The 21,572-nt window shown below is 61.1% G+C and carries 25 protein-coding genes; 8 read left to right on the top strand and 17 right to left on the bottom strand.

Annotation, left to right across the window (positions count from 1 at the left end; genetic code table 11):
• Nucleotides 1-21: 21 nt before the first annotated feature.
• The 13 genes from RFER_RS03810 to RFER_RS03750 form a co-directional block, all read right to left on the bottom strand.
• Nucleotides 22-1,890 carry a potassium transporter Kup gene (locus tag RFER_RS03810; protein WP_011463087.1) on the bottom strand — a complete coding sequence of 623 codons (1,869 nt, stop codon included), beginning with the start codon at nucleotides 1,888-1,890 and terminating at the stop codon, nucleotides 22-24.
• Nucleotides 1,891-1,899: 9 nt separating this feature from the next.
• Nucleotides 1,900-3,195 (bottom strand): glutamate--cysteine ligase, encoded by a 1,296-nt coding sequence (gene gshA, locus RFER_RS03805; protein ID WP_011463086.1) that lies wholly within the window; start codon nucleotides 3,193-3,195, stop codon nucleotides 1,900-1,902.
• A 51-nt stretch (nucleotides 3,196-3,246) separates the two neighbouring features.
• Nucleotides 3,247-3,573: a c-type cytochrome gene (locus tag RFER_RS03800; RefSeq protein ID WP_011463085.1), complete on the bottom strand. Its 327-nt coding sequence runs from the start codon at nucleotides 3,571-3,573 to the stop codon at nucleotides 3,247-3,249.
• Nucleotides 3,574-3,635: 62 nt separating this feature from the next.
• Nucleotides 3,636-4,970, bottom strand: a complete 1,335-nt coding sequence (locus tag RFER_RS03795; RefSeq protein ID WP_011463084.1) for a glutamate-5-semialdehyde dehydrogenase — start codon at nucleotides 4,968-4,970, stop codon at nucleotides 3,636-3,638.
• Between the two features lie 192 nt (nucleotides 4,971-5,162).
• Nucleotides 5,163-5,378 carry a hypothetical protein gene (locus RFER_RS03790; RefSeq protein WP_041790120.1) on the bottom strand — a complete coding sequence of 72 codons (216 nt, stop codon included), beginning with the start codon at nucleotides 5,376-5,378 and terminating at the stop codon, nucleotides 5,163-5,165.
• A gap of 11 nt (nucleotides 5,379-5,389) precedes the next feature.
• Nucleotides 5,390-5,572, bottom strand: a complete 183-nt coding sequence (locus RFER_RS03785; protein WP_041790118.1) for a DUF3563 family protein — start codon at nucleotides 5,570-5,572, stop codon at nucleotides 5,390-5,392.
• Nucleotides 5,573-5,665: 93 nt separating this feature from the next.
• A complete protein-coding gene (holA, locus tag RFER_RS03780; protein ID WP_011463083.1) occupies nucleotides 5,666-6,730 on the bottom strand; it encodes a DNA polymerase III subunit delta in 1,065 nt (354 codons plus the stop codon).
• Nucleotides 6,731-6,844: 114 nt separating this feature from the next.
• The gene (gene lptE / locus RFER_RS03775; RefSeq protein ID WP_011463082.1) at nucleotides 6,845-7,336 is read right to left on the bottom strand and encodes an LPS assembly lipoprotein LptE; all 492 of its coding nucleotides are present in this window, start codon (nucleotides 7,334-7,336) and stop codon (nucleotides 6,845-6,847) included.
• Between the two features lie 10 nt (nucleotides 7,337-7,346).
• Nucleotides 7,347-10,025, bottom strand: coding sequence for a leucine--tRNA ligase (leuS, locus tag RFER_RS03770; RefSeq protein WP_011463081.1), 2,679 nt, complete (start codon nucleotides 10,023-10,025; stop codon nucleotides 7,347-7,349).
• Nucleotides 10,026-10,067: 42 nt separating this feature from the next.
• On the bottom strand, nucleotides 10,068-10,496 hold the full coding sequence (locus RFER_RS03765) for an ExbD/TolR family protein (protein ID WP_011463080.1): 429 nt from the start codon (nucleotides 10,494-10,496) through the stop codon (nucleotides 10,068-10,070).
• Between the two features lie 20 nt (nucleotides 10,497-10,516).
• On the bottom strand, nucleotides 10,517-11,170 hold the full coding sequence (locus RFER_RS03760) for a MotA/TolQ/ExbB proton channel family protein (protein WP_011463079.1): 654 nt from the start codon (nucleotides 11,168-11,170) through the stop codon (nucleotides 10,517-10,519).
• The gene (gene dapB, locus RFER_RS03755) at nucleotides 11,167-11,982 is read right to left on the bottom strand and encodes a 4-hydroxy-tetrahydrodipicolinate reductase (protein ID WP_011463078.1); all 816 of its coding nucleotides are present in this window, start codon (nucleotides 11,980-11,982) and stop codon (nucleotides 11,167-11,169) included. The genes RFER_RS03760 and dapB overlap by 4 nt, the downstream gene beginning before the upstream one ends.
• Before the next feature lie 43 nt (nucleotides 11,983-12,025).
• Nucleotides 12,026-12,568 (bottom strand): outer membrane protein assembly factor BamE, encoded by a 543-nt coding sequence (locus RFER_RS03750; RefSeq protein ID WP_041790115.1) that lies wholly within the window; start codon nucleotides 12,566-12,568, stop codon nucleotides 12,026-12,028.
• A 91-nt stretch (nucleotides 12,569-12,659) separates the two neighbouring features.
• Here RFER_RS03750 and fur point away from each other — a divergent pair, with 91 nt between their 5' ends.
• The gene (fur, locus tag RFER_RS03745) at nucleotides 12,660-13,106 is read left to right on the top strand and encodes a ferric iron uptake transcriptional regulator (RefSeq protein ID WP_011463076.1); all 447 of its coding nucleotides are present in this window, start codon (nucleotides 12,660-12,662) and stop codon (nucleotides 13,104-13,106) included.
• Nucleotides 13,107-13,148: 42 nt separating this feature from the next.
• Here the strand turns inward: fur and hprK are convergent, their stop codons facing one another.
• From hprK to hpf, 3 genes are all read right to left on the bottom strand, one after another.
• Nucleotides 13,149-14,099, bottom strand: coding sequence for an HPr(Ser) kinase/phosphatase (gene hprK / locus RFER_RS03740; protein WP_011463075.1), 951 nt, complete (start codon nucleotides 14,097-14,099; stop codon nucleotides 13,149-13,151).
• A gap of 40 nt (nucleotides 14,100-14,139) precedes the next feature.
• Nucleotides 14,140-14,607 carry a PTS sugar transporter subunit IIA gene (locus RFER_RS03735; RefSeq protein ID WP_011463074.1) on the bottom strand — a complete coding sequence of 156 codons (468 nt, stop codon included), beginning with the start codon at nucleotides 14,605-14,607 and terminating at the stop codon, nucleotides 14,140-14,142.
• Between the two features lie 93 nt (nucleotides 14,608-14,700).
• Complete coding sequence (gene hpf / locus RFER_RS03730) at nucleotides 14,701-15,030, bottom strand: ribosome hibernation-promoting factor, HPF/YfiA family (RefSeq protein ID WP_011463073.1); 330 nt, start codon at nucleotides 15,028-15,030, stop codon at nucleotides 14,701-14,703.
• A gap of 222 nt (nucleotides 15,031-15,252) precedes the next feature.
• Between hpf and RFER_RS03725 the strand changes: the two genes are divergently transcribed.
• From RFER_RS03725 to RFER_RS03695, 7 genes are all read left to right on the top strand, one after another.
• Nucleotides 15,253-15,597: a DUF167 domain-containing protein gene (locus tag RFER_RS03725; RefSeq protein ID WP_011463072.1), complete on the top strand. Its 345-nt coding sequence runs from the start codon at nucleotides 15,253-15,255 to the stop codon at nucleotides 15,595-15,597.
• A gap of 93 nt (nucleotides 15,598-15,690) precedes the next feature.
• On the top strand, nucleotides 15,691-17,865 hold the full coding sequence (locus RFER_RS03720) for a protein-disulfide reductase DsbD family protein (protein ID WP_011463071.1): 2,175 nt from the start codon (nucleotides 15,691-15,693) through the stop codon (nucleotides 17,863-17,865).
• A 7-nt stretch (nucleotides 17,866-17,872) separates the two neighbouring features.
• Entirely contained in the window at nucleotides 17,873-18,292 is a 420-nt protein-coding gene (locus RFER_RS03715) for a CoA-binding protein (protein ID WP_041790114.1), read from the top strand.
• Between the two features lie 97 nt (nucleotides 18,293-18,389).
• Nucleotides 18,390-18,794 (top strand): DUF1924 domain-containing protein, encoded by a 405-nt coding sequence (locus tag RFER_RS03710; protein WP_011463069.1) that lies wholly within the window; start codon nucleotides 18,390-18,392, stop codon nucleotides 18,792-18,794.
• Between the two features lie 10 nt (nucleotides 18,795-18,804).
• Nucleotides 18,805-19,287 (top strand): diheme cytochrome c, encoded by a 483-nt coding sequence (locus RFER_RS03705; RefSeq protein ID WP_011463068.1) that lies wholly within the window; start codon nucleotides 18,805-18,807, stop codon nucleotides 19,285-19,287.
• A gap of 77 nt (nucleotides 19,288-19,364) precedes the next feature.
• Nucleotides 19,365-20,528, top strand: coding sequence for a cytochrome b/b6 domain-containing protein (locus RFER_RS22875; protein ID WP_011463067.1), 1,164 nt, complete (start codon nucleotides 19,365-19,367; stop codon nucleotides 20,526-20,528).
• Nucleotides 20,529-20,619: 91 nt separating this feature from the next.
• Nucleotides 20,620-21,090, top strand: a complete 471-nt coding sequence (locus tag RFER_RS03695; RefSeq protein WP_011463066.1) for a methyltransferase family protein — start codon at nucleotides 20,620-20,622, stop codon at nucleotides 21,088-21,090.
• A gap of 25 nt (nucleotides 21,091-21,115) precedes the next feature.
• On the opposite strand, the gene RFER_RS03690 is transcribed toward RFER_RS03695, so the two are convergent.
• Nucleotides 21,116-21,550 (bottom strand): DUF1810 domain-containing protein, encoded by a 435-nt coding sequence (locus RFER_RS03690; RefSeq protein WP_011463065.1) that lies wholly within the window; start codon nucleotides 21,548-21,550, stop codon nucleotides 21,116-21,118.
• Nucleotides 21,551-21,572: the final 22 nt, after the last annotated feature.

Below are 21,572 nucleotides of genomic sequence, written 5' to 3'. Positions count from 1 at the left end.
GCCGATGATGTCAAGAATTTATCAAATCTCGATCTTGGAGCCCAGCTCCACCACCGCGTTATTGGGCAGGCGCAAGAAATCGGCTGCGCCGCTGGCATTGTGATGCATCTGGGAAAACAGCTTCTCACGCCACTGCGCCATGCCACTGCCAATGGTCGGAACAATGGTGTCGCGAGACAGGAAATAGCTGGTGGTCATGTCGTTCAGGTCACAACCCCGGCCCTTGATGTGCTGCAAGGCCTTCGGAATATTCGGGTCGTTCTTGAACCCATAGTTGATGATGACCTGCCAGCAATCGTGTCCCAGGGATTCAATCTCCAGGCGTTTTTCCATGCCGATCCAGGGCACCTCATGGTTATGCACGGTCACAAACAGGTTGTTGGCGTGCAACACCTTGTTGTGTTTGAGGTTGTGCAGCATGGCATTGGGCACCGTGCCAGCTTCAACCGTGAGGAACACGGCCGTGCCTTCCACCCGCACCGGCGGACTGACAAACACCGCTTCCAGAAAACTGTTCAGGTCAATCGCGTCGGCCCGCAATTTGTCATTCAGCAGGCGCCGGCCATCTTTCCAGGTGATCATGAGGATGAAGATGGCGCCCCCGATCAACAGCGGGAACCAGCCGCCGTCAAACAATTTGAGCAGGTTGGAAGCCCAGAACGCAAAGTCCACCACGAAGAAGAAACTGGTCGCAGCGACGCACAGCCACAAGGGGTATTTCCAGCTGTAGCGGATGACAAAAAACGTCAGAATAGTCGTGATGAGCATGTCGGTGCACACGGCGATGCCGTACGCTGAGGCCAGGTTGCTCGACGACTTGAAGATCATCACGGCCAGCACAATGGTGACAAAAAGACCCCAGTTGACAAACGGCAGGTAGATCTGGCCCACTTCCTTGACGTTGGTGTGCATGATCTTCAGGCGCGGCAGGTAACCCAGCAGGATCACCTGCTTGGTGACCGAGAAGGCGCCGGAGATCAGCGCCTGCGACGCAATCACCGTGGCCAGCGTGGCCAGGCCGACCAGTGGCAGCAGCGCCCAATCCGGCGCCATCAGAAAAAACGGGTTTTTCACCGCCGCCGGGTTGTTCAACAACAAGGCGCCCTGGCCAAAATAATTGAGTGTCAGCGCAGGCATCACCACGGCAAACCAGGCGACCCGGATCGGTTTCTTGCCGAAATGACCCAGGTCGGCATAGAGGGCCTCGGCCCCGGTGACGCACAACACCACCGCGCCCAGAATGATGAACGAGGTGCCGGGCTGGCGCCAGATGAAGCTCAGCGCGTGATACGGGCTGATCGCCCACAAAACCGTCGGATGCGTGGCAATCTGTGCCACCCCCAGCACCGCAATGCAGGCAAACCAGACCACAGTGATCGGTCCAAAGAACTTGCCAATGCCCGCCGTGCCCCTTTTTTGCACCCAAAACAGGCCAAACAGAACCAGCAGCGTCAACGGGATCACGAATTTGTTGAAGGCGGGCGACACCACCTCCAGACCTTCCACCGCCGACAGCACCGAAATGGCCGGCGTGATCACGCCATCGCCATAAAACAGGCAGGTGCCAAAGATACCCACCAGCAGCAGCACCCTGCGCAGCGCGGGCTTGTCTTTGACGGACTGCGAGGCCAGCGCCAGCATCGCGATCAGGCCGCCTTCGCCATTGTTGTCGGCACGCAGCACCAGCGTCACATACTTGAGCGACACGATGATGGTCAGGGTCCAGAAAAAGATCGACAAGATGCCGTAGACATTGTCGGAAGTGAAAGGCACATGGCCGGAGCCAAACACTTCTTTGACGGCATACAGCACGCTGGTGCCGATGTCGCCATAGACAACGCCGATGGCGCCCAGCGTCAGCGCCGAGAGGGACGATTTGGAGACTGTCACTGGCGGCGCTTAGTCGTAGACCTCGGCCTCGGGGTCGGTGGCTTCGAGTTCGTAGCTGGCGGCCAGCATCGCCAGGCGGCCGACCACGCCATACATGTAAAAGCGGTTCGGCGCACTGGCGCCAGGACGAACACCGGGCTGCGGCAAGTGGGTGCTGTGTTCAAACGCCAGGGGGACAAAGTCTGCGCCCGGTGCGCTCAAGTCTTCATCAATGCCACGACCGGCATGGATGCGGTAAAAGCCACCCACCACGTAACGATCCATCATGTAGACCACGGGCTCGGCGACCGCGTCGTTCATACGCTCCTTGGTCAGCACACCTTCCTGGATCAGGATGTCGTGCGGTGCTTGCGCACCGCGCGCGCCGCCGGCCTGCTCTTTGGCGTTCAAACTCAGTGCGGGCAGCTCTTTGGCATCGCGCACGGTCAGGATGCCCATGCCGTGGGTGCCGTTGTCAGTCTTGACCACCACAAACGGTTTTTCCTTGATGCCGTATTCCTTGTATTTGCGGCGAATCTTGCCCAGCAGGACGTCAACTTGGGAGCTCAGGCATTCCATGCCAACACCCTGGGCCAGGTTGACTTCGCCGCATTTTTCAAACAAGGGATTGATCAGCCACGGATCAATCCCCAACAACTTGCCCATGCGCTTGGCCACTTCTTCATAACACTTGAAATGAGTGCTCTTGCGCCGGGTGGTCCAACCGGCATGCAGGGGCGGCAGCACATATTGCTCGTAAATTTCTTCCAGAATGCCGGGCACGCCCGCACTCAGGTCCGTGTTGAGCAAAATGGTGCACGGGTCAAAGTCTTTCACGCCCAGGCGGCGCTTGCCACGGATGACGGGCTCCAGCGTGATGGAATCGCCGTCGGGCAAGGTCATGACCGTGGTTTTCTTGATGGCCGGGTCAATCGAGCCGAGGCGCACGTTCAGGCCGGCCATGTGAAAAATACGCTGCAACTGCGCCAGGCTGGCCAGGTAGCCGGTGTTCGCGACGTTGTTCTCGGGGATCACCAGCAGGTTGCGGGCTTCCGGGCATATTTTCTCGATCGCGGCCATGGCGGCCTGCACTGCCAGTGGCAGCATCTCGGGCGTCAGGTGGTTCCAGCCGTTGGGGAACAAATTGGTGTCCACCGGCGCCAGCTTGAAGCCGGCATTGCGCACATCCACCGAGCTGTAGAACGGCGGCGTGTGCTCCATCCACTCCAGCCGGAACCAGCGCTCGATAGCGGGCATGGAGTCAAGCACGCGCTGCTCCAGTTCATTGATGGGGCCTGTGAGCGCGGTAACGAGATGTGGAACCATAGGGTCCTCAGTTGGTGCTTGGAGCGTGCAATTCTAGAGGCACGGTTTTTTTTACTTGCCACCCTCGGCCAGCCAACGCACCAGTGCCGTGGCGGATTCGAGGCTCAAGCGCTCGTGGGCGTCGATGTGGCCGAACATTTCGCCAGCGCGGTATTTGTCGACAAATTTCTGTTGCGCCGCCGGGTCACCCTTGTACTTGCTCAGCTTCTGCGCCAAACGTTCCATACTGGGCGCTTCATCACGCAAATTGGCCCCATGGCAGTTGTAGCAACCATGGTCGACGGCAAGTTGGGCGCTGGCGTTCGCCGCCAAGGGCCACGCCACGGCCAGCAGCAGGGTGCTGGCGCAAAATGTTCTGCTGTGCAAGGCGTGACGCATGAGTTGTCCTTTGGATTTGAAACCCGCGCAATGGCATCCCGAAACGGAACGCGCAGGCGAGTTTAAGCGCGTATTTCGCCGTCGCCCAGCACCACGTACTTGAGTGAGGTCAGGCCTTCAATGCCGACCGGGCCGCGGGCGTGAAATTTATCGGTGCTGATGCCAATCTCGGCCCCCAGGCCGTACTCAAAGCCATCGGCAAAGCGCGTGCTGGTGTTGACCATGACGCTGGCGGAGTCCACCTCGCGCAAAAACTGTTGGGCGTGCATGTGGTCGCGCGTCAGGATGGCATCGGTGTGGTGGCTCGAATAGCGGTTGATATGGGCAATGGCCTCGTCGACACCGGCCACCACCTTGATGCTGATGATAGGCGCCAGGTATTCCTCGAACCAGTCGGACTCTTGCGCCAACACCAGCACCGGCTTGAGTTCCACTGCTGAATCGATAGCGTCATGCCCAATATTCACGGGGGCTACAGGCTGATTTTCCTTAAAGATTGCGAGCGCCTGCGGGTCGCAGCGCATCTCCACCCCCTTGGCGGCGTAGACCCGGCCAATCGAGGGCAAAAACTCAGCCGCCACAGCGCGCGCCACCAGCAGGCTCTCGGTCGCGTTGCACGGGCTGTATTTGTTGGTCTTGGCGTTGTCGGCCACCTTGACCGCCATGGCGATGTCGCACGGGTCGTCCACGTAGGTGTGGCAATTGCCATCCAGGTGCTTGATCACCGGCACCTTGGCGTCGCGGCTGATGCGCTCGATCAGGCCCTTGCCGCCGCGCGGAATGATCACATCCACATACTGCGGCATGGTGATGAGCTGGCCCACCACGGCGCGGTCGGTGGTTTGCACCAGTTGCACCGCCTCCGCAGGCAAGCCGCTCTCAGTCAAAGCCTGCTGCACCAGCCGGGCCAGCGCCTTGTTCGACTCGATCGCCTCCGAGCCGCCCCGCAAGATGCAGGCGTTGCCGCTCTTGATGGACAGGCTGGCGGCCTCAATCGTCACGTTGGGGCGGCTCTCAAAAATCATGCCAAAGACGCCAATCGGCACCCGCATCTGCCCGACGCGGATGCCGCTGGGCTGCTGCTTCATGCCAATGATCTCGCCAATCACATCAGCCATGCCGGCCAGCTGCTCGCAGCCCTGGGCGCAGGTCTCGATGACTTGAGGGCTCAGTTTCAGCCGATCCACCATGGGCGCGGCCAGCCCGGATTGAACAGCGCGCTCAATGTCTCTGGCGTTGTCGATCTGCAGCGCGTTCACGTTGGCGCGCAGCAGCCCGGCAAGCTTGCGAAGCGCTGCGTTTTTGGTCGCTGTTGGCGCCCGCGCCATCAGGGCTGAAGCCTGTTTTGCCTTCAAACCAAGGGCGTTGGCGTAGTCGGTCGTGTTGAGTGGAATCATGTACTTATTAACGGCTCAAATTCGGCTTTTGATCGGGCGAGCCATACAAACACAGGCGCGGGTCGCAGGGGTGCATTTTGGCAGAGTTGCAGACCACTCGGTTCGAACCGGTCGGCCCGTGCCTTCACTGACACCCAGGCGATCCGGCGGATCCATCCGTCAGGCGGGCACCGCCATGAGATAAAAGCCCCGTCAGACGCTACGCGCCCAAGGCCCCAGCGTTAATTTTTCCAACAAGTTGACTTGACGTTCGAATTTGGCCCAGCCGAGCAAAGACTGCTCGATGAGCCCGACTCGCACCCCGGCGGCGTACTGCGCGCGGGCCAGGTCAAATGGCAAGCCCTGAAGAAGTGTCAGTGTGCGACCAAAACTGGCCGCTGTTTCGTCTGGCGTTGGAGGGCAGTTCATGGCCAGCCTCCTCACGGCATCATGGTGCCGAAAATCAGACTGCGCGCGTTGGCGCGGGACTCTACGTCAAGCAGACGCATACGACGCTCGAGGTCATACACGTCGGCCGATCGGGCAAGGTACGCATCGTCAAGGTCTTTTTGGCCCTTGATGATGGGAATCAGAGCTTTGATACGCTCTATCAGTTTGGACATGGTAAGTCCTCTTGAAGTTGACAGGTCCGTATTATAAGGGTTTACCCTTAGTTGCGCGACTGTCTGGGTTTTCAGGACGCTGTGCCCGACGCTTTAGCGCTTGCCCGGCACGCGGGCGCATTCGCGGCACAAATCAAACGCCAGCTGTTGCAACGCAGCCCAGGGCTCCGTGGGCCAGTCGGGGGACTTGAGGCCTTTGACCACACCATCGACCTGGTGCGCCGCCCGCAGCAAGCTTGCCAGGGCAGCGTCACCCAGGCGCGGCAGCACGCGTTCAAACAAACGCTCGCGCGTGCCCCACACGCGCTGCTCGCGCAAGGCCATCGGCAGCGGACTGCCACGGTTCATCGCATCTTTGACACGTTTCAAGGCGCGTATGTCCTCGGCCAGGGTGTAATGCACCAGCACCGCCGCCTCACCCTCGGCCTGCAAGCCGTCCAGCATGCGCTGCACGCGAACGACCTGGCCCGAGAGCACGGCGTCCGACAGTTTGAACACGTCGTAGCGCGCCACGTTGAGCACGGCGCTCTCAATCTGGTCAAACGTCAACTCGCCGGGCGGATACAACAGGGCAAGTTTCTGGATTTCCTGATGCGCTGCCAGCAAATTGCCTTCCACCCGGTCGGCAAAGAACTGCAAGCTGTGCTGACCAGCTTCACCGGCGGCCACACGCTGGCCTTGAACGGCCAGACGCTGCGCAATCCACGCTGGCAAGGCATTACGCTCAACCGGCTCCACCGCCAGCGTGATGCCAAAACTCTCCAGCGCGCCAAACCAGGCGCTGCCTTTGCCCAGCTTGTCGAGCCGCGGCAGCATGACAAGGGTCAGGGTTGACTCGTTGCCGCGCGCTTGTTCGGCCAGTTGCTGCAGCGCCACGCCGCCCTCCTTGCCGGGTTTGCCGGAGGGAATACGCAACTCGACGATCTGCTTGTCAGCGAACAAGCTCAGGGAGCCGCCGGCCGCCAGCACCTCGCTCCAGTCAAAGTGCGCCCCGGCCACCGTGTGCGAACTGCGCTCGGTAAAGCCCTGGGTGCGGGCGAACGCGCGAATAGCGTCCGCCGCCTCCTGGACCAGCAACGGCTCGTCGCCATACACGGTGTACAGGCTTTTCAGGCCTTTCTGCAAGTGGTTGGCGAGTTGGTGAGGGGCGAGCTGCATGAAGGTTCAAATATCTTGGGTGGGTTGTCTCATCGGGCCAGTTTCTCGTCTCTCCCATCGTTTGAGAACAGAAACCCAAGCTCGCTTCGCCTGGCGGCGGGCGGCGCCCCCCCACTATTTGATGGCTGCCAGACGGCGCATCAATTGTTGCACCATGTCGGACTGCATGTCGCGGTACAGCAGAACTTCCTCGGCTTCTTTGGCCAGCACGGCTGATTCACTGAAACTCATATCGCGTTGCTGCACCAGTTCGGTCGGCGGCGTCAGCTCATCACCGTCGCGGTTGCGGACCCGAAACTTGACCCGGATGCGCAACTGAAACTCACGCACCTGGCCCGAGCTGCTGACCCCGACCACCGTTTTTTCACGCTGCTCCTGCAGGATGTCGAGTACCACCTGCGCCTGGCTGAACGGCTCATTGGGCGCCAGCACCCGCACCGAATCGCCAAATGAACGGCGCAACTCGATGGCCAGCGGCCCACCCGGATTGGGCAGGATCGCCAGGGTCTGAAAGGTGTAGGTTTGCACCCCGCGCAGCTTGAACCCGCAGCCACCCAGCGACAAACTGGCCAAGCCCAGCAGCGCAACAACAGAACGACGTTTCATAGGAATTGACTCAAACCACCAGATTCACCAGCCGCCCCGGCACCACGATGACCTTCTTGGGCGTCGCCCCGTTGGCCAGCTTGCGGAAAACCTCGCTGTCGATGGCCGCCAGCTCGATCTCGACCTTGGAGGCGCCCGCCGACACCACAATGGCACCTCTGAGCTTGCCGTTGATCTGCAACATCAGTTCAACCTCATCCTGCAACAGCGCCAGTTCGTCCACCTGGGGCCAGGGTGCATCGAGCAGGTCGCCCAGGGTGCCGGCATAGCCCAAACCCTGCCACAGGCTGTGCGCGATGTGCGGCGTGGCCGGGTACAGGCAGCGCAGCAGGATGCCAAAACCCTCTATCAGCGCCACTTGCGCGCCGCCTGAGTCGGTGGCTTTGAAGTTCTCCAGCGCATTGATCATCTTCATCGCACCGGAGACCACGGTGTTGTACTGCATGCGCTGGTAGTCGTAATCCACCTGTTTCAGCACGGTGTGGATTTCCAGCCGCAGGACTTTCGCTTCCTTGCTGAAATTTATGTCATTCAGCGCTGTAGCCCCCGTCGTACTTTCATCAACTGCTATCATATCAATAGTAGACAGTTTGATGCCGAAGTTCCAGACCCGGCGCAGGAAGCGGTAGCTGCCTTCGACCGCCGCGTCGTTCCACTCCAGCGTGGCCTCGGGCGGCGCGGTGAACATGGTGTACAGGCGGGCGGTGTCGGCGCCATACCTTTCGATCAGGTCCTGCGGGTCCACGCCGTTGTTTTTCGACTTGGACATGGTGCCGATGCCCTCGTAGTCGACCAGCGTGCCAGCGGGCAAGTTGCCCACGGCGACTTTCAGCTTGGCAGCCACCACCTTGCCGGTCTCATCGGACACATTTTCAACATCGTTCGGCCAGAAATAGTCTTTGGCCCCGTTCTCACCTTTGCGTGAGTAGATATGGTTGAGCACCATGCCTTGCGTGAGCAGTTTGGTGAACGGTTCATCGACCTTGACCAGCCCCAGGTCGCGCATGACCTTGGTCCAGAAGCGCGCATACAGCAGATGCAGGATGGCGTGCTCAATGCCGCCAATGTACTGGTCCATCGGCATCCAGTAAGCCGCACCCTCGCCGACCATCGCCTTCTCATTCTTCGGGTCGCAGTAACGCATGAAGTACCACGAGCTGTCCACAAAGGTGTCCATGGTGTCGGTCTCGCGCCGCGCCGCCACGCCACAAATCGGGCAGACCACACCCGCATGGAAGCCTTCGTGCTTGTGCAAGGGGTTGCCGGAGCCATCGGGCACGCAGTCCTGCGGCAACACCACCGGCAGATCTTTTTCGGGCACCGGCACGGCGCCGTGTTCGGGGCAGTGAATGATGGGGATCGGTGTGCCCCAGTAACGCTGGCGGCTCACACCCCAGTCGCGCAGGCGCCAGGTGGTTTTTTTCTCACCCAGACCCAGCGCCGCCAGCTTGTGCGCCACCGCCTCCACCGCTTGCTTGAACGACATGCCGCTGAAACTGCCGGAGTTGATGGCCACGCCACGCTGCTTGTCGGCGTACCAGTCCTGCCACTGGTCGTAATCAAACTGCTCGCCGTCCACCTGCACCACCTGCTTGATCGGCAGTCCGTACTTTTTGGCAAAGGCGAAGTCGCGCTCATCATGCGCGGGCACGCCCATGACAGCGCCGTCGCCATAACTCATCAACACGTAGTTGCCAACCCACACCGCCACTGGCAATTGGGTTAGCGGATGGGTGACGATCAGCCCGGTGTCCAGGCCTTTTTTCTCCTGCGTGGCGAGCTCGGCCTCGGTGGTGCCGCCGGTCTTGCATTCCTCGATGAAGGCGGCCAGCGCCGGGTTGCCCCTGGCGGCGTGCAGCGCCAGCGGATGCTCGGGCGCCACGGCGCAAAACGTCACACCCTTGATGGTGTCGGGCCGGGTGGTGAAGACATACATGCGGCCGTCGTCAATCAGCGCGCCGGACGCGTCGCGGATGTCATGGGTGAAGGCAAAGCGCACGCCCTCACTCTTGCCGATCCAGTTTTCCTGCATCAGCTTGACGCGCTCGGGCCAACCCGGCAAACCGGTCTGCACCTGCCCCAGCAACTCCTCGGCGTAATCGGTGATCTTGAGGTAGTAGCCCGGAATCTCGCGCTTTTCAACCGTCGCGCCGGTGCGCCAGCCCTTGCCGTCGATCACCTGCTCGTTCGCCAGCACGGTCTGGTCGACCGGGTCCCAGTTGACAACCTGGGTCTTGCGGTAGGCAATGCCTTTGTCCAGCATCTTCAAAAACAGCCACTGGTTCCATTTGTAATAACTGGGATCGCAGGTGGCAACCTCGCGGCTCCAGTCGATCGCCAGCCCCATGGCCTGCATCTGCTGCTTCATGTAAGCGATGTTCTCAAAGGTCCACTGGGCCGGTGGCACACCGTTTTTCAGCGCCGCGTTCTCGGCCGGCAGGCCAAAGGCGTCCCAGCCCATGGGCATCAACACGTTGTAGCCGTTCATGCGCAGGTAGCGCGTGAGCATGTCGTTGATGGTGTAGTTGCGCACATGGCCCATGTGCAGCTTGCCGCTGGGGTAAGGCAGCATGGAGCAGGCGTAAAACTTCTTTTTCGACGAGTCTTCGGTGACGCGGTAGGCATCCATTGCCGTCCAATGACTTTGGGCGGCTTGTTCGACGTCGAGAGGGGTGTATTTTTCTTGCATTGGGTTTCACTCTGGCGATCACGGGATCGCAATCAAGCGATTTTAGGGCGCCACTGGCGGCTTGGGATTGGTCACAAAACCAATCCGGTTCAATCCTGCTTTTTGGGCAATGCCCATGACATCAACGATACGGCCGTAGGGTACCGCGGTATCGGCACGCAGCTGCACTTCAAGGTCGGGGTTGAGCCTGGCGGTTTGCGCCAGCTGGGTCGCCAACTCAGTCAGCGTCAACACCTGGTCATCCAAAAAGGTTTGCCCGGATCTATCCACCACCACGGTCACGAACTTCGGTGCCGCGCTGACCGGGCTGGCCTGGGCTTTGGGCAGGTCCAGCTGGATGGAACTCGCCAGCAGCGGCGCGGTGATGATGAAAATCACCACCAGCACCAGCATCACGTCGACCAGCGGCGTCATGTTGATCTCGCTCATCGGCTTGGGGCCGGGTGTGCGCTCTAGACGGCCAAACGACATCGCCGTATCCAGGCCACGGCCTAAACCTGCCAGACCGGCTGGGTGCCCGCCAGTTCCCGCAGATCACGTGCAAAGCCTTCAAGCTGCGCCTCGATGCGCCCGATCACGCGGCCCAGCACGTTGTAACCCAGCACCGCCGGAATCGCCACCGCCAGGCCCGCGGCGGTCATGATCAGCGCTTCGCCGACGGGGCCGGAGATTTTGTCGATCGTCACCTGCCCGGCGTTTGCGATGCCAATGAGGGCGTGGTAGATACCCCAGACCGTGCCCAGCAGGCCCACAAACGGCGCCGTGGCGCCCACCGTGGCGAGCAACACCTGACCATAGTGAAGCTTGGTCAAGGCCGCGTGCAGCGCATCGCGCAGCACCCGGGTCAGTTGCTGGGACTTGTCCCCGGCGCTAGAGAGCGTCCCGTTTGCTTCAAGTTTTGTAGCAACGATCATAGGAATGACGAGGGCTTCTCGGTCAAAAGCCTGCAACTTGTGCAGCGCCTCTGCAACCGATATGGAGCTCCAGAAGGCGGCAAGGCTGCGCACCACGTCAGCGCTGGCGCGGCGCAGCAACCACGCTTTCCACACAATGACCACCCAACTGCCCACCGACATGGCCAGGAGCAGCAGCGCCACACCCCGGGTGAGGGTGTCGCCCTGCCAAAACAACTGGGCCGCGTTCATTTCAGGTTCAGTACGTCAGCCATGTCGTACAAACCTGCTTTTTGTTGACTTAGAAAACGCAGCGCGCGCAAGCTGCCCTGCGCATAGGTGGCACGGCTGGACGATTTGTGGCTGATCTCAATGCGTTCGCCAATACCGGCAAACAGCACGGTGTGGTCGCCCACAATGTCACCGCCGCGAATGGTGGCAAAACCAATCGAGGACGGGTCACGTTCACCGGTGACGCCCTGGCGCGCATAGACGGCGCAGTCTTTCAGGTCGCGCCCGAGTGCGCCGGCCACCACCTCGCCCATTTTGAGCGCCGTGCCGGACGGGGCATCGACCTTGTGGCGGTGATGCGCCTCGATGATTTCAATGTCATAACCCGTGGCCAGCGCCTTGGCCGCCATTTCCAGCAGCTTGAGCGTGACGTTGACCCCCACGCTCATATTGGGCGCCATCACAATGGCAATGTCACGCGTGGCCGCGGTGATCTCGGCCTTTTGCGCGTCACTGAAGCCGGTGGTGCCAATCACCACGTTGACACCCAACTCACGGCACATGCGCACATGGGCCAGCGTGCCTTCAGGCCGGGTGAAATCAATCAGGGTCCGGGCCTGTTTGAGACCGACGGCCAAATCAGCGGTGATCGCAACGCCGCTGGTCTGGCCCAAAAATGCCATCGCATCCGCACCCAGGGCGGGGCTGGTCGGCACGTCCAGTGCACCGGTCAGTTCACAGTCAGGGGCACTCTTGATGGCTTCGATCAGCATCTGGCCCATGCGGCCAGATGCACCCGCGATGGCCACACGATGGGTCAGGTTTTGAGTCATGGTCGCGAACGCTGAAAAGGCGGGAAAGATTGAAAAAACCGGCTTAGCGGGCCACCGGCTCCAGCGGCGGATAGCTCGCGGGCAGCGGCGGCAGCGGCGTTGGCTCGACCGTTTTTATCGGGGCCGGCGCCGCCGTCAGACTCTCTGGCGGCATTTCCAGCACCGGCACTTTGCCGGCTTGCCGTCCTGAATCGAGCGAGGCCACGAACTCGGCTTCGGTCGGCAAGGCATCGGCCTCGATGCGCTCCAGCGCATCATCCTTGAAAAACACGGTGACTTTGCGCGCCTGTGGCGCTAGGCCCTGGCGTTTGAAAGTGAAGACATAGTCCCAGCGGTCAGCGTGGAAGATGCTGCTCAACAAGGGCGTGCCCAGAATATCGCGGACCTGCACACGGCTCATGCCCGGTGTGACCGCAGCGGCCTGCTCCTGGGACACAAAATTGCCTTGAACGATGTCAATCTTGTAGGGCGTCACGATACTGGCGATGCTGGTACTGGCGCCATTCAGACTGCCACAAGCCACCAGGCTGGCGCTGGCGGCAAAAATCAGACCCAAACGGGTCGCAAGACGTTGAAGATCAGTCATGAGGTGGTGTGGGGTGTGGCGATATGATCGGACCATTGTACCGGCTGTGCCTGCAGGATCGACCTGGCGGCTGGCAAGACTGAGACCCGCCATGACCAAGATCGATGAACTTAAAAGTACCGGCCTGAAGGCCACGCTACCCCGGCTGAAAATACTGGAAATATTCCACAAGGGCGGGCAACGGCACATGACGGCCGAGGACGTGTTTCGCGTCTTGCTGGAGGAGCGCTCGGATGTCGGCTTGGCCACGGTGTACCGTGTGCTGGCCCAGTTCGAGCAAGCCGACATCCTGATTCGGAGCCATTTTGAGAGCGGCCGCGCGGTCTATGAGCTCAACGAGGGGCAGCACCATGACCATCTGGTGTGCCTGGATTGCGGCAAAGTGGAAGAGTTCTATGACCCGGAAATCGAAAAACGCCAGCGCGCGGTCGCCAAGGCCAAAGGATTTGCCATTGCCGACCATGCATTGAGTCTCTATGCCCACTGCACCCGGGAGCGGTGTCCCAATCGTCCCGCGTCGGCCGACGCCCAGGATTGACCAACGACGACAGCGCCGCACCGGCCCTTCAGCGGGCCCGCTTCATTCGCTCAGTTTCATGGCCTTGCGGTGACGCTCGACAAATTCCTGGTAAGTGTCGATGCCGCGCAATTGCAGGATGGTGTTGCGCACGGCAGCTTCCACCAGCACCGCAATATTGCGCCCCGCCACCACCTGGATCACCACTTTGCGTACCGGCACATCAAGCACATCCTGGGTCAGCGGCTCGTAGGGAATGCGCTCATAGTCGCGCTCCATCGTCTCCCGGCGCACCAGATGCACAATGAGCTTGAGCCGCATGCGCCGTCGCACGGCGGTTTCGCCAAAGATGCCCCGGATATCGAGCAGCCCAATGCCCCGCACTTCCAGCAGGTTCATCAGCAACTCGGGGCAGCGGCCCTCAATCGTGTCCTGATTGATGCGGTACAGGTCGACCGCATCGTCGGCCACCAGGCCATTGCCGCGCGAGATCAGCTCCAGGCCCAACTCACTTTTGCCAAGTCCCGATTCCCCGGTGATCAGCACACCCAAGCCCAGAATATCCATGAACACGCCGTGCATTGTGATGCGGTCGGCAAAATATTTGGACAAGTAGGCGCGCAGCACATCAATCACAAAAGCCGATGAGCTCGCGGTGGCGAACATCGGAATCTGGGCCCGTTCACACATCGACAACAGGGCTTGCGGCGCATCCTGCCCGTCGGCCAGAATCAGTACCGGTGGCTCCAGCGTGACAATGCGGGAAATCCGGCGCGCGCAGTCGTCCGGCGTCGAGTTGGTGAGATAGGCAATCTCGCGCTGGCCCAAGATCTGGATGCGATAGGGATGGATGTAATTGAGGTGGCCCACCAGATCGGCGCCGGAGCGTGCGGCACGCACCGCCACCTCGTCGAAGCGGCGCTCCGAGGCACCCAGTCCCGCCAGCCACTCCCACTTCAGGGCGCCACGAAACTCGTCAAAAAGCACATCGGCGCTGACAACGTTAGGCTTCACACGGCATCCAGTGAATCAGGTCGACGCCCCGGCCAGGGCATCAGACCACCTGGGCCGATTGCCATTTGACAATGAACCCATGCAGTTCCTCCGCGCTGGCACTGAGCGCCATTTTTTCCCGCAAGGTCGCGTCGCTGAGCATTTCGGCTATTTCCGAGAGGATTTCCAGATGCTTTTGCGTCGCCGACTCGGGCACCAGCAGAAAAATCAGCAAATTGACCGGTTGCTCGTCCGGCGCATCAAAGCCGATCGGGCGGGTCAACTGCAGCACGGCGGCCATGGGCAACTTCAGGCCCTTGATGCGGCCATGCGGAATGGCAACGCCGTGCCCCAAGCCGGTGGAGCCCAGCCGCTCGCGGGAAAACAGGCTGTCGGTGACCAGTGAACGGCTGAGACCATGCAGGTTTTCGAACAGCAAACCCGCTTCTTCAAAAGCTCTCTTTTTGCTGGTGGCATCAACCTGCACAAGCACCTGTGCAAGGGGGAGGATGGCTGCGAGTCGATTCATAATTTAGGGGGGAATTATGCCCACATCCGGATGGGGCCCAAAAAAAACCGCCCGGCGGAGCAGGCGGCTGGGACTGATCTCAGGCCGGTGGCCTCACATCAGTCGTTTCGGCGCTTCGTGATGATGATCCTGCAAACGCCCCTTGTGGCGGACAACCTGACGATCGAGTTTGTCCACCAGTTCATCCACGGCAGCGTACAAATCGGCATGTGAGCTCTCGGCAAACATGTCTGTCCCCTTGACATGAATATTGCACTCGGCGCGCTGCCTTAAATCTTTCTCGGTCTGCTTTTCCACGGTGAGCAGAACTTTGACATCGACCACTTGGTCAAAATGCCGCTTGATCCGGTCCAGCTTGCTGGTAACGTAACTGCGCAAGGCCGGTGTGACCTCGAGGTGATGACCGCTGATCGTCAAATTCATAAATAATCTCCTGTTACTCTCAGGGTTGAGACGGTTGCCGGCGCCATGCAAACAACACAAAAAATCAAGGCAAAAATAGACGCCGACAGATTCACTATGCCCCCGCCTTGGCGGAAAAGCAAATCCTTTTTATTAACTTTTTTTGTATCAGGCCGCAAAAAATGATCTATGTCCCATTGAAATGAACCAGCAACGACACACGGCACCGGCGGGCCTGGCAGCATGAGCCGCGCCAGCAAAAACGCCACCGGCGATTCTTTTTTTGCCTGGGATGGCGATGTTCTGGTGATCAATATTCTGGGCAAGCCCAGCGCCAGCAAGGACGCCATCGGCAAACCCTTTGGCAAGCAACTCAAGGTCAGCGTCGCGGCGGCACCGGTGGCGGGCCGAGCGACCGATCACATGGTGCGTTTTCTGGCCGTCCAGTTTGGCGTCAGCGCCTCTGACATTGAAGTGGTGTTTGGCCGCATGAACGTCAACAAGCAGGTGCGCATCAAAGCACCCACAAGGTTGCCGGCTGTATTTGCGCAGGGCTCCTTGCTGATGGACGACGATGAGGGAAAATAGCGGCGGTGGGTTCAGAGGCCGCGTCGGCAGGCGCTGACCATGACCGCACCCGCGCGCTGGAACTTTGCCGATTAGCCTGACTCACATGTTGTAATGAATTGCCTGAAATTACCCCATCGCCTTATTTTTGCTACTTTATTTGTAGCATTTTGTACAATAACGACAGGGGCTAGAGGCCAAAATATCCCCCAATCCGTGGTCAACACCGAACAGGTGCGGGCCGAGTTGATGGTGCAGGCCCCGGATGGCGCCGACGCGGGAAAATCGGTCTGGGTGGGTCTGCAATTGACGCACCTGCCGGAGTGGCACACCTACTGGAAAAACCCGGGTGACTCCGGCTTGCCCACCACGCTGCAATGGACGCTGCCCGCGGGCGTGACGGCGGGCGAGATCGCCTGGCCCTTGCCGAAAAAAATTCCGCTTGGCAACCTGACCAATTATGGCTACGAGGGCACGGTGTTGCTGCCGGTACCTTTGAGCATCTCACCCGCGTTCAAGCCGTCGCCGCAGAGCAGCGGCCTCGAAATCAAACTCAAGGCCACTTGGCTGGTCTGCCGGCTCGAATGCGTGCCGCAAGACGGCGAATTTGTCCTGAACGTGCCGGTGCGCGGCTCCACCGCGCTCAACAGCGCGGCTTTCACCGCCAGCCTCAAGGCCCAGCCTGCCGCGCTGGAAGGCGACAGCCGGGTGGCGGTGGATGGCAAGCAGCTCAAGCTGACCGTGGTCGGCCTGCCGCCGACGCTGCGTGGCAAACAACTGGAGTTCTTCCCGGAGACGCCCGAGCTGATCGACCCTGCGGCGACCTGGTCACAGCAATGGACAAAAAACGGGCAGGGCGACGTCTGGACCGCCAGCGTGCCTTTGTCAGGACTTCGCAGCGAGAGCCCGGCGCTGATACCGCTGGTGTTGGTGGCTGACGTCAACGGCCAGCGGCAAGGTTTTCGGGCCCAGGCCCAGGTGCTGGGCAATTGGCCGCCGGTGGCGGGCGTGGCCGGCAGCAGCCCGCCTGGGCTGGCCCCGGCTCTGGCCAGCACCACAGCCCCGACTGGCCCCCAGGTTTCGTTCGGCCTGTGGGCGGCGCTGCTGGGTGCACTGCTGGGCGGCATGATCCTCAACCTGATGCCTTGTGTGTTTCCGGTGCTGGCGATCAAGGTGATGAGTTTTACCCGTCATGCCCATGACCGGCGTGGCCACCGCATCAGCGGCCTGGCCTACAGCGCCGGTGTGGTGCTCTCGTTTCTGGCGCTGGGCGCGCTGCTGATCGGCTTGCGCAGCGCGGGCGAGCAACTGGGCTGGGGCTTTCAGTTGCAGTCGCCGGCGGTGGTGGCGGCGCTGGCGGTGTTGTTCACCGTGATGGGCCTGAACCTGGCGGGCCTGTTTGAGTTTGGCCGCTTTTTGCCCAACGCGGTGCTGACGCTGGAGGCCAAAAACCCGGCGGTCAACGCCTTTTTGTCGGGCGTGCTCGCGGTCGCCATTGCCTCGCCCTGCACCGCGCCCTTCATGGGCGCATCGCTAGGCTTGGCGCTGGGCCTGCCGCCGCTGCAGGCCTTGCTGATTTTCATGACGCTGGGCATCGGCATGGCGCTGCCGTATCTGGCCGCCAGCCTGACCCCGGCAGTGGCGCGCTGGCTGCCGCGCCCCGGCGCCTGGATGGACACCTTCCGCCGGGCCATGGCGTTCCCAATGTTTGCCACCGTGGTCTGGCTGGTGTGGGTGCTGGGTCAGCAAAGTGGCATTGACGGCGCCGCCGCCTTGCTGGCGCTGCTGCTGAGCTTGAGTCTGGTGCTCTGGTCGCTGACACTCACGGGCCGCAGCCGGGTCGTGATAGCTACTATTTCAATAGCAACTCTCACCCTGTTGACGGGGGCTATCGGCCAGAATGTCATCAAGATGGCAGGCGCCTCCCGGGTTGCCAGCGATAGCCGCTGGCAACTCTGGGCACCCGGGCGGGTGGAACAAGTGCTGGCCACGGGAGCGCCGGTGTTTGTCGACTTCTCCGCCGCCTGGTGCGTCACCTGCCAGTACAACGAGAAAACGACGCTGGCCAACCCCGAGGTACTGGCCGACTTTGCTGCCAACAAGGTGACCTTGTTGCGTGCCGACTGGACCCAGCGCGACCCCGCCATCAGCGCCGCGCTGGCGCAACTCGGCCGCAGCGGGGTGCCGGTCTATGTGCTGTACCAAGATGGCCGTGCGCCCGTGGTGCTGTCTGAAATTCTGAGTGTGCAAGAAGTCCGCTCGATGCTGGCCAAGCTGAAGAGTTCATGACGCCATGATGAGTCAAACCGAAACCATCCGCCAGATTCTGGCGACCTGCCGCACCGTCGCGGTCGTGGGCCTGTCGCCCAAGCCTGAGCGCGCCAGTTTTGAGGTGGCGCACTACATGCAGGCGCACGGCTGGCGCATCATTCCGGTCAACCCGGTCGCGGCTGCCAGCGGGTTGACCATTTTGGGCGAGCCGGTCTACGCCAGCTTGCAGGAAGCGGCGCAACACGCGTCCATTGACCTGGTCGACGTGTTTCGCAACAGTGCCGATGTGCCGCCGGTTGCGCAGGAGGCCATCGCCATTGGCGCGCGGGCTTTGTGGCTGCAACTGGGCATTGAAAACGCCCAAGCCGGCGCAGCGGCCCAGGCCGCGGGCTTGTGGGTGGTGCAGAACCAGTGCCTGAAGGTCGAACACGCCGCCAGCGCCTGAGAAGTCGCGCTGCCCGGGCTCCCCGAGGCGGGCTCAGCTAAGCAAATCTTAAGCTGGCAGGGTTATCGTTTGGGCTCCTTACCCAAGAGAACGCAGCATGACAACAAAACGCCACACCCCCCATCTGCTGGCCTGCCTGGCGCTGGCCTTGCCCCTGGCCGCAGCCGCCAACCCGATTCTTGAGACCTACCGGGCACAAGCCAAACAGGAAAACGCGGCTTTCAAGGACTTCACCGTGGCCGCCGGTCAAAAGCTCTACGGCACCAAAGGCGCCGAGCTGTCGTGCGCCTCGTGCCATACCGATTCGCCCAAAGCCGAGGGTAAACACGTCAAGACCAACAAGCTGATTGCAGCGATGGCACCGTCGGTCAACCCCAAGCGCTTCAGTGACGCCGCCAACGTTGAAAAGTGGTTCAAGCGCAATTGCAACGACGTGCTGGGCCGCGCCTGCACGACGCAAGAAAAAGGCGACTTCATGACCTATGTGCTGTCAGTCAAGTAAAGGGCACGCCATGAAATTCATCAAACCATTGCTGCTGGCCGTGCTGGCCGCCACCTCGCTCGGTGCCTGGGCCAAGTACAACGGTGAAGACCGTGGCCGCCCCACCCTGCCGTCACAGGTCAACGCCAAGTGGCAGGCTGAATGCTCTGGCTGCCACATGGCCTTCCCGCCCGGCCTGCTGCCAGCCGCCTCCTGGAAAAAAATCATGAGCGGCCTGGACAAGCACTTTGGCACTGATGCGTCGCTGTCGCCTGCCGACAGCGCCGAGATCACCGACTTTCTGGTCAAGAACCCGTCCAACCGCTGGACCTCCAGCGCAGCACCCCTGCGCATCACCGAAGCGCAATGGTTCAAGGCCAAACACATGAGCGGCGAAATCAACCCGGCGGTCTGGAAGCGTGAGTCGGTCAAGAGCCCCGCAAACTGCATGGCCTGCCACAGCGGTGCCGACAAGGGTGTGTTTGACGAACACGGCATCAAGATCCCGAAGTAATCCGGCAAGCGCCGGCCTTCGTCGAAGGCTGGTGCGCCTTTTCCTCCTCCCCCGCCTTGCCCTGAAAGCCAGCCGCCATGCAACGCACCCTGATCTGGGACCTGCCGACCCGCCTGTTTCACTGGACCCTGGCGCTGAGCTTTGCCGGCGCCTGGCTCACCAGCGACGGCGATCAGTGGCGCGCCATTCACGTCTTTCTCGGCTACCTGATGCTCGCCCTGGTGGGTTTTCGGCTGCTGTGGGGCTTCGCGGGCTCGCATTTTTCGCGCTTTGCCAGCTTCTGGTTCGGCCCGAAAGAAGCCTTGATTTATCTGCAACAGGTCGCATCGGGCCGCGCGAAGCGCCACGTCGGGCACAACCCCGCCGGCAGTCTGGCCATCTATATTCTGCTGGCCCTGGTGGTGGTGGTCGGGATCACCGGTGTCCTGACGCTGGGTGGCGATGAGCAGCAAGGCATCGTGGCCGGCTGGGCCAGCTTCGCCCAAATCCAGACCATCAAGAAGCTGCATGACCTGTGTGCCACGCTGATGCTGTTGGTGGTCATGGGGCACATCACCGGCGTGGTGGTGGAAAGCGTGCTGCACAAGGAAAACCTGGCGCGCTCCATGGTCACGGGCACCAAGCTGGCTGACGCCGACACACCGGTGGCCAAGCGGCATACCGGGGTGGCGTTCCTGATGCTGCTGCTGATCACCGGGTTAGCGCTCTGGTGGTTTGATTACGCCATTGACCGGCAGCTTGACAGCCAGCCAGGGCACATCGAATCAGTCGCTGACACCCATGAGCCCCGGGTGAAATTTCTCGGCCGCCAGTTGCCCGACAACGCCCAGTGGCGCGACGAATGCGGCAGTTGCCACGCCGTGTTTTACCCGGCCCTGCTGCCCGCACGCTCGTGGCAAAAAATCATGGCCGAGCAAAGCCAGCACTTCGGCACCGACCTGGGGCTCGACGCCAGCACCACTGCCGCGGTGCTGGCCTTCATGACGGCGAACTCGGCCGACCAGCACAACACTGAAGCGGCGTTCAAGATCGAGCAATCGATTCCCCGGGACGCCACTCCGCTGCGCATCACCGAGACGCCTTACTGGCTGCATAAACACCAGGAGATTGCCGCCGCCGACTGGGCTTCGGCGCTGGTGAAAAGCAAAAGCAACTGCGCCGCCTGCCACAGCGATGCCGACAAGGGTACTTTTGAAGACGCGGCCATGCAGATCCCCGGGCCGCCGCTGGCCAAGCCCTGAGGGGGTTTGCGCCCCGATCCGCCAGCGATAGGGGCCGGTCCAGTGCACTGCTGTTAAGCTGCCAACCGTCTTCTCGTCCACAATTGCGACCATGCCACCTTTCTCGATTCAAAACGGACAACGGGTCGGCACCTTGCTGGTGGCGCTGCAATTGGGCCTGCTGCTCGTACTGGCAGCGTTGGCGGCACCGAATGTGATGCACGGCGCCATTCCCGCCGGTGCCTTCGTGCTGGCGGGGGCCTGTGTCGCACTCGCCGCATGGACGCTGCTTCACAACCGGCTGGGGAATTTCAACATTCACCCGACGCCCAAAGTTCACGGCGTATTGGTCACGACCGGGCCGTACCGGTGGATTCGCCACCCCATGTACACCTCGGTTCTGCTGGGTGGCGCCGCGCTGGCGTGGCCATCGGGTCTTCTCATCGGCTGGGTCGCGTGGTCCGCACTGGCCATGGTCCTGTTCCAGAAATCAAGGCTCGAAGAGCGGTGGATGGGCGAGAAACATCCCGGTTATGCCGCCTACAAGCTTCGGAGCAAGCGCTTTTTGCCTTGGCTGTTTTAAAAGGCCCGGGCACTGAGCACGCCAGCTAAAGCAGCGCGAGCGTTCTTTCATCAGGCGCTCCACCAAAAAACCGCGCCAGCGCCTGACTGAAAACCGGCTCATCCGGGGCGACCTGGGCGAAAAGCGTCATGCATGACCTGAATTTGAGGTCATCGGGTGAGCCAAAAACATCGTAAATGGACTTGTTGCCGACCGCCAGAACAAGCTTCGTGCAGTCCTTCAGGCGCGGTCCAAGGACGGGGTGCTTCCAATAAGCCAGCGCCTCGTCCCTGGACTCGATGCCAAAGTGTTTGGCAATCGGACTTCGGCCAAGCGCCTTGAGCTGAGGAAAGATGAACCACATCCAGTGGCTGGTCTTTTCCCCCGCTGCAAGCTCCTCAGAGACCGAGCGATAGACAGGGTCTTGCGCCTCTACAAAGCGCTCCAGACCGTTGTGGGTCAAGTCGAATGGCATGGACATGGTTACCTCCAAATAGCGCGCA

Source organism: Rhodoferax ferrireducens T118 (assembly GCF_000013605.1).
Lineage (GTDB): Bacteria > Pseudomonadota > Gammaproteobacteria > Burkholderiales > Burkholderiaceae_C > Rhodoferax > Rhodoferax ferrireducens.
Note: the sequence above shows the minus strand (reverse complement) of the source record. Positions and strands in the feature narration are given on the sequence as shown.

Coding starts and splice junctions, on each gene's coding strand:
- RFER_RS03715 (WP_041790114.1), top strand. CDS start 17,873: ATGAGTCAAACCGAAACCATCCGCCAGATTCTGGCGACCTGCCGCACC.
- RFER_RS03725 (WP_011463072.1), top strand. CDS start 15,253: ATGAGCCGCGCCAGCAAAAACGCCACCGGCGATTCTTTTTTTGCCTGG.
- fur (WP_011463076.1), top strand. CDS start 12,660: ATGACCAAGATCGATGAACTTAAAAGTACCGGCCTGAAGGCCACGCTA.
- RFER_RS03765 (WP_011463080.1), bottom strand. CDS start 10,496: ATGTCGTTTGGCCGTCTAGAGCGCACACCCGGCCCCAAGCCGATGAGC.
- hpf (WP_011463073.1), bottom strand. CDS start 15,030: ATGAATTTGACGATCAGCGGTCATCACCTCGAGGTCACACCGGCCTTG.
- dapB (WP_011463078.1), bottom strand. CDS start 11,982: ATGACTCAAAACCTGACCCATCGTGTGGCCATCGCGGGTGCATCTGGC.
- RFER_RS03800 (WP_011463085.1), bottom strand. CDS start 3,573: ATGCGTCACGCCTTGCACAGCAGAACATTTTGCGCCAGCACCCTGCTG.
- RFER_RS03720 (WP_011463071.1), top strand. CDS start 15,691: ATGAATTGCCTGAAATTACCCCATCGCCTTATTTTTGCTACTTTATTT.
- RFER_RS03705 (WP_011463068.1), top strand. CDS start 18,805: ATGAAATTCATCAAACCATTGCTGCTGGCCGTGCTGGCCGCCACCTCG.
- RFER_RS03710 (WP_011463069.1), top strand. CDS start 18,390: ATGACAACAAAACGCCACACCCCCCATCTGCTGGCCTGCCTGGCGCTG.
- holA (WP_011463083.1), bottom strand. CDS start 6,730: ATGCAGCTCGCCCCTCACCAACTCGCCAACCACTTGCAGAAAGGCCTG.
- RFER_RS03790 (WP_041790120.1), bottom strand. CDS start 5,378: ATGAACTGCCCTCCAACGCCAGACGAAACAGCGGCCAGTTTTGGTCGC.
- RFER_RS03795 (WP_011463084.1), bottom strand. CDS start 4,970: ATGATTCCACTCAACACGACCGACTACGCCAACGCCCTTGGTTTGAAG.
- leuS (WP_011463081.1), bottom strand. CDS start 10,025: ATGCAAGAAAAATACACCCCTCTCGACGTCGAACAAGCCGCCCAAAGT.
- RFER_RS03760 (WP_011463079.1), bottom strand. CDS start 11,170: ATGAACGCGGCCCAGTTGTTTTGGCAGGGCGACACCCTCACCCGGGGT.
- RFER_RS22875 (WP_011463067.1), top strand. CDS start 19,365: ATGCAACGCACCCTGATCTGGGACCTGCCGACCCGCCTGTTTCACTGG.
- lptE (WP_011463082.1), bottom strand. CDS start 7,336: ATGAAACGTCGTTCTGTTGTTGCGCTGCTGGGCTTGGCCAGTTTGTCG.
- gshA (WP_011463086.1), bottom strand. CDS start 3,195: ATGGTTCCACATCTCGTTACCGCGCTCACAGGCCCCATCAATGAACTG.
- RFER_RS03735 (WP_011463074.1), bottom strand. CDS start 14,607: ATGAATCGACTCGCAGCCATCCTCCCCCTTGCACAGGTGCTTGTGCAG.
- RFER_RS03785 (WP_041790118.1), bottom strand. CDS start 5,572: ATGTCCAAACTGATAGAGCGTATCAAAGCTCTGATTCCCATCATCAAG.
- RFER_RS03695 (WP_011463066.1), top strand. CDS start 20,620: ATGCCACCTTTCTCGATTCAAAACGGACAACGGGTCGGCACCTTGCTG.
- RFER_RS03750 (WP_041790115.1), bottom strand. CDS start 12,568: ATGACTGATCTTCAACGTCTTGCGACCCGTTTGGGTCTGATTTTTGCC.
- RFER_RS03690 (WP_011463065.1), bottom strand. CDS start 21,550: ATGTCCATGCCATTCGACTTGACCCACAACGGTCTGGAGCGCTTTGTA.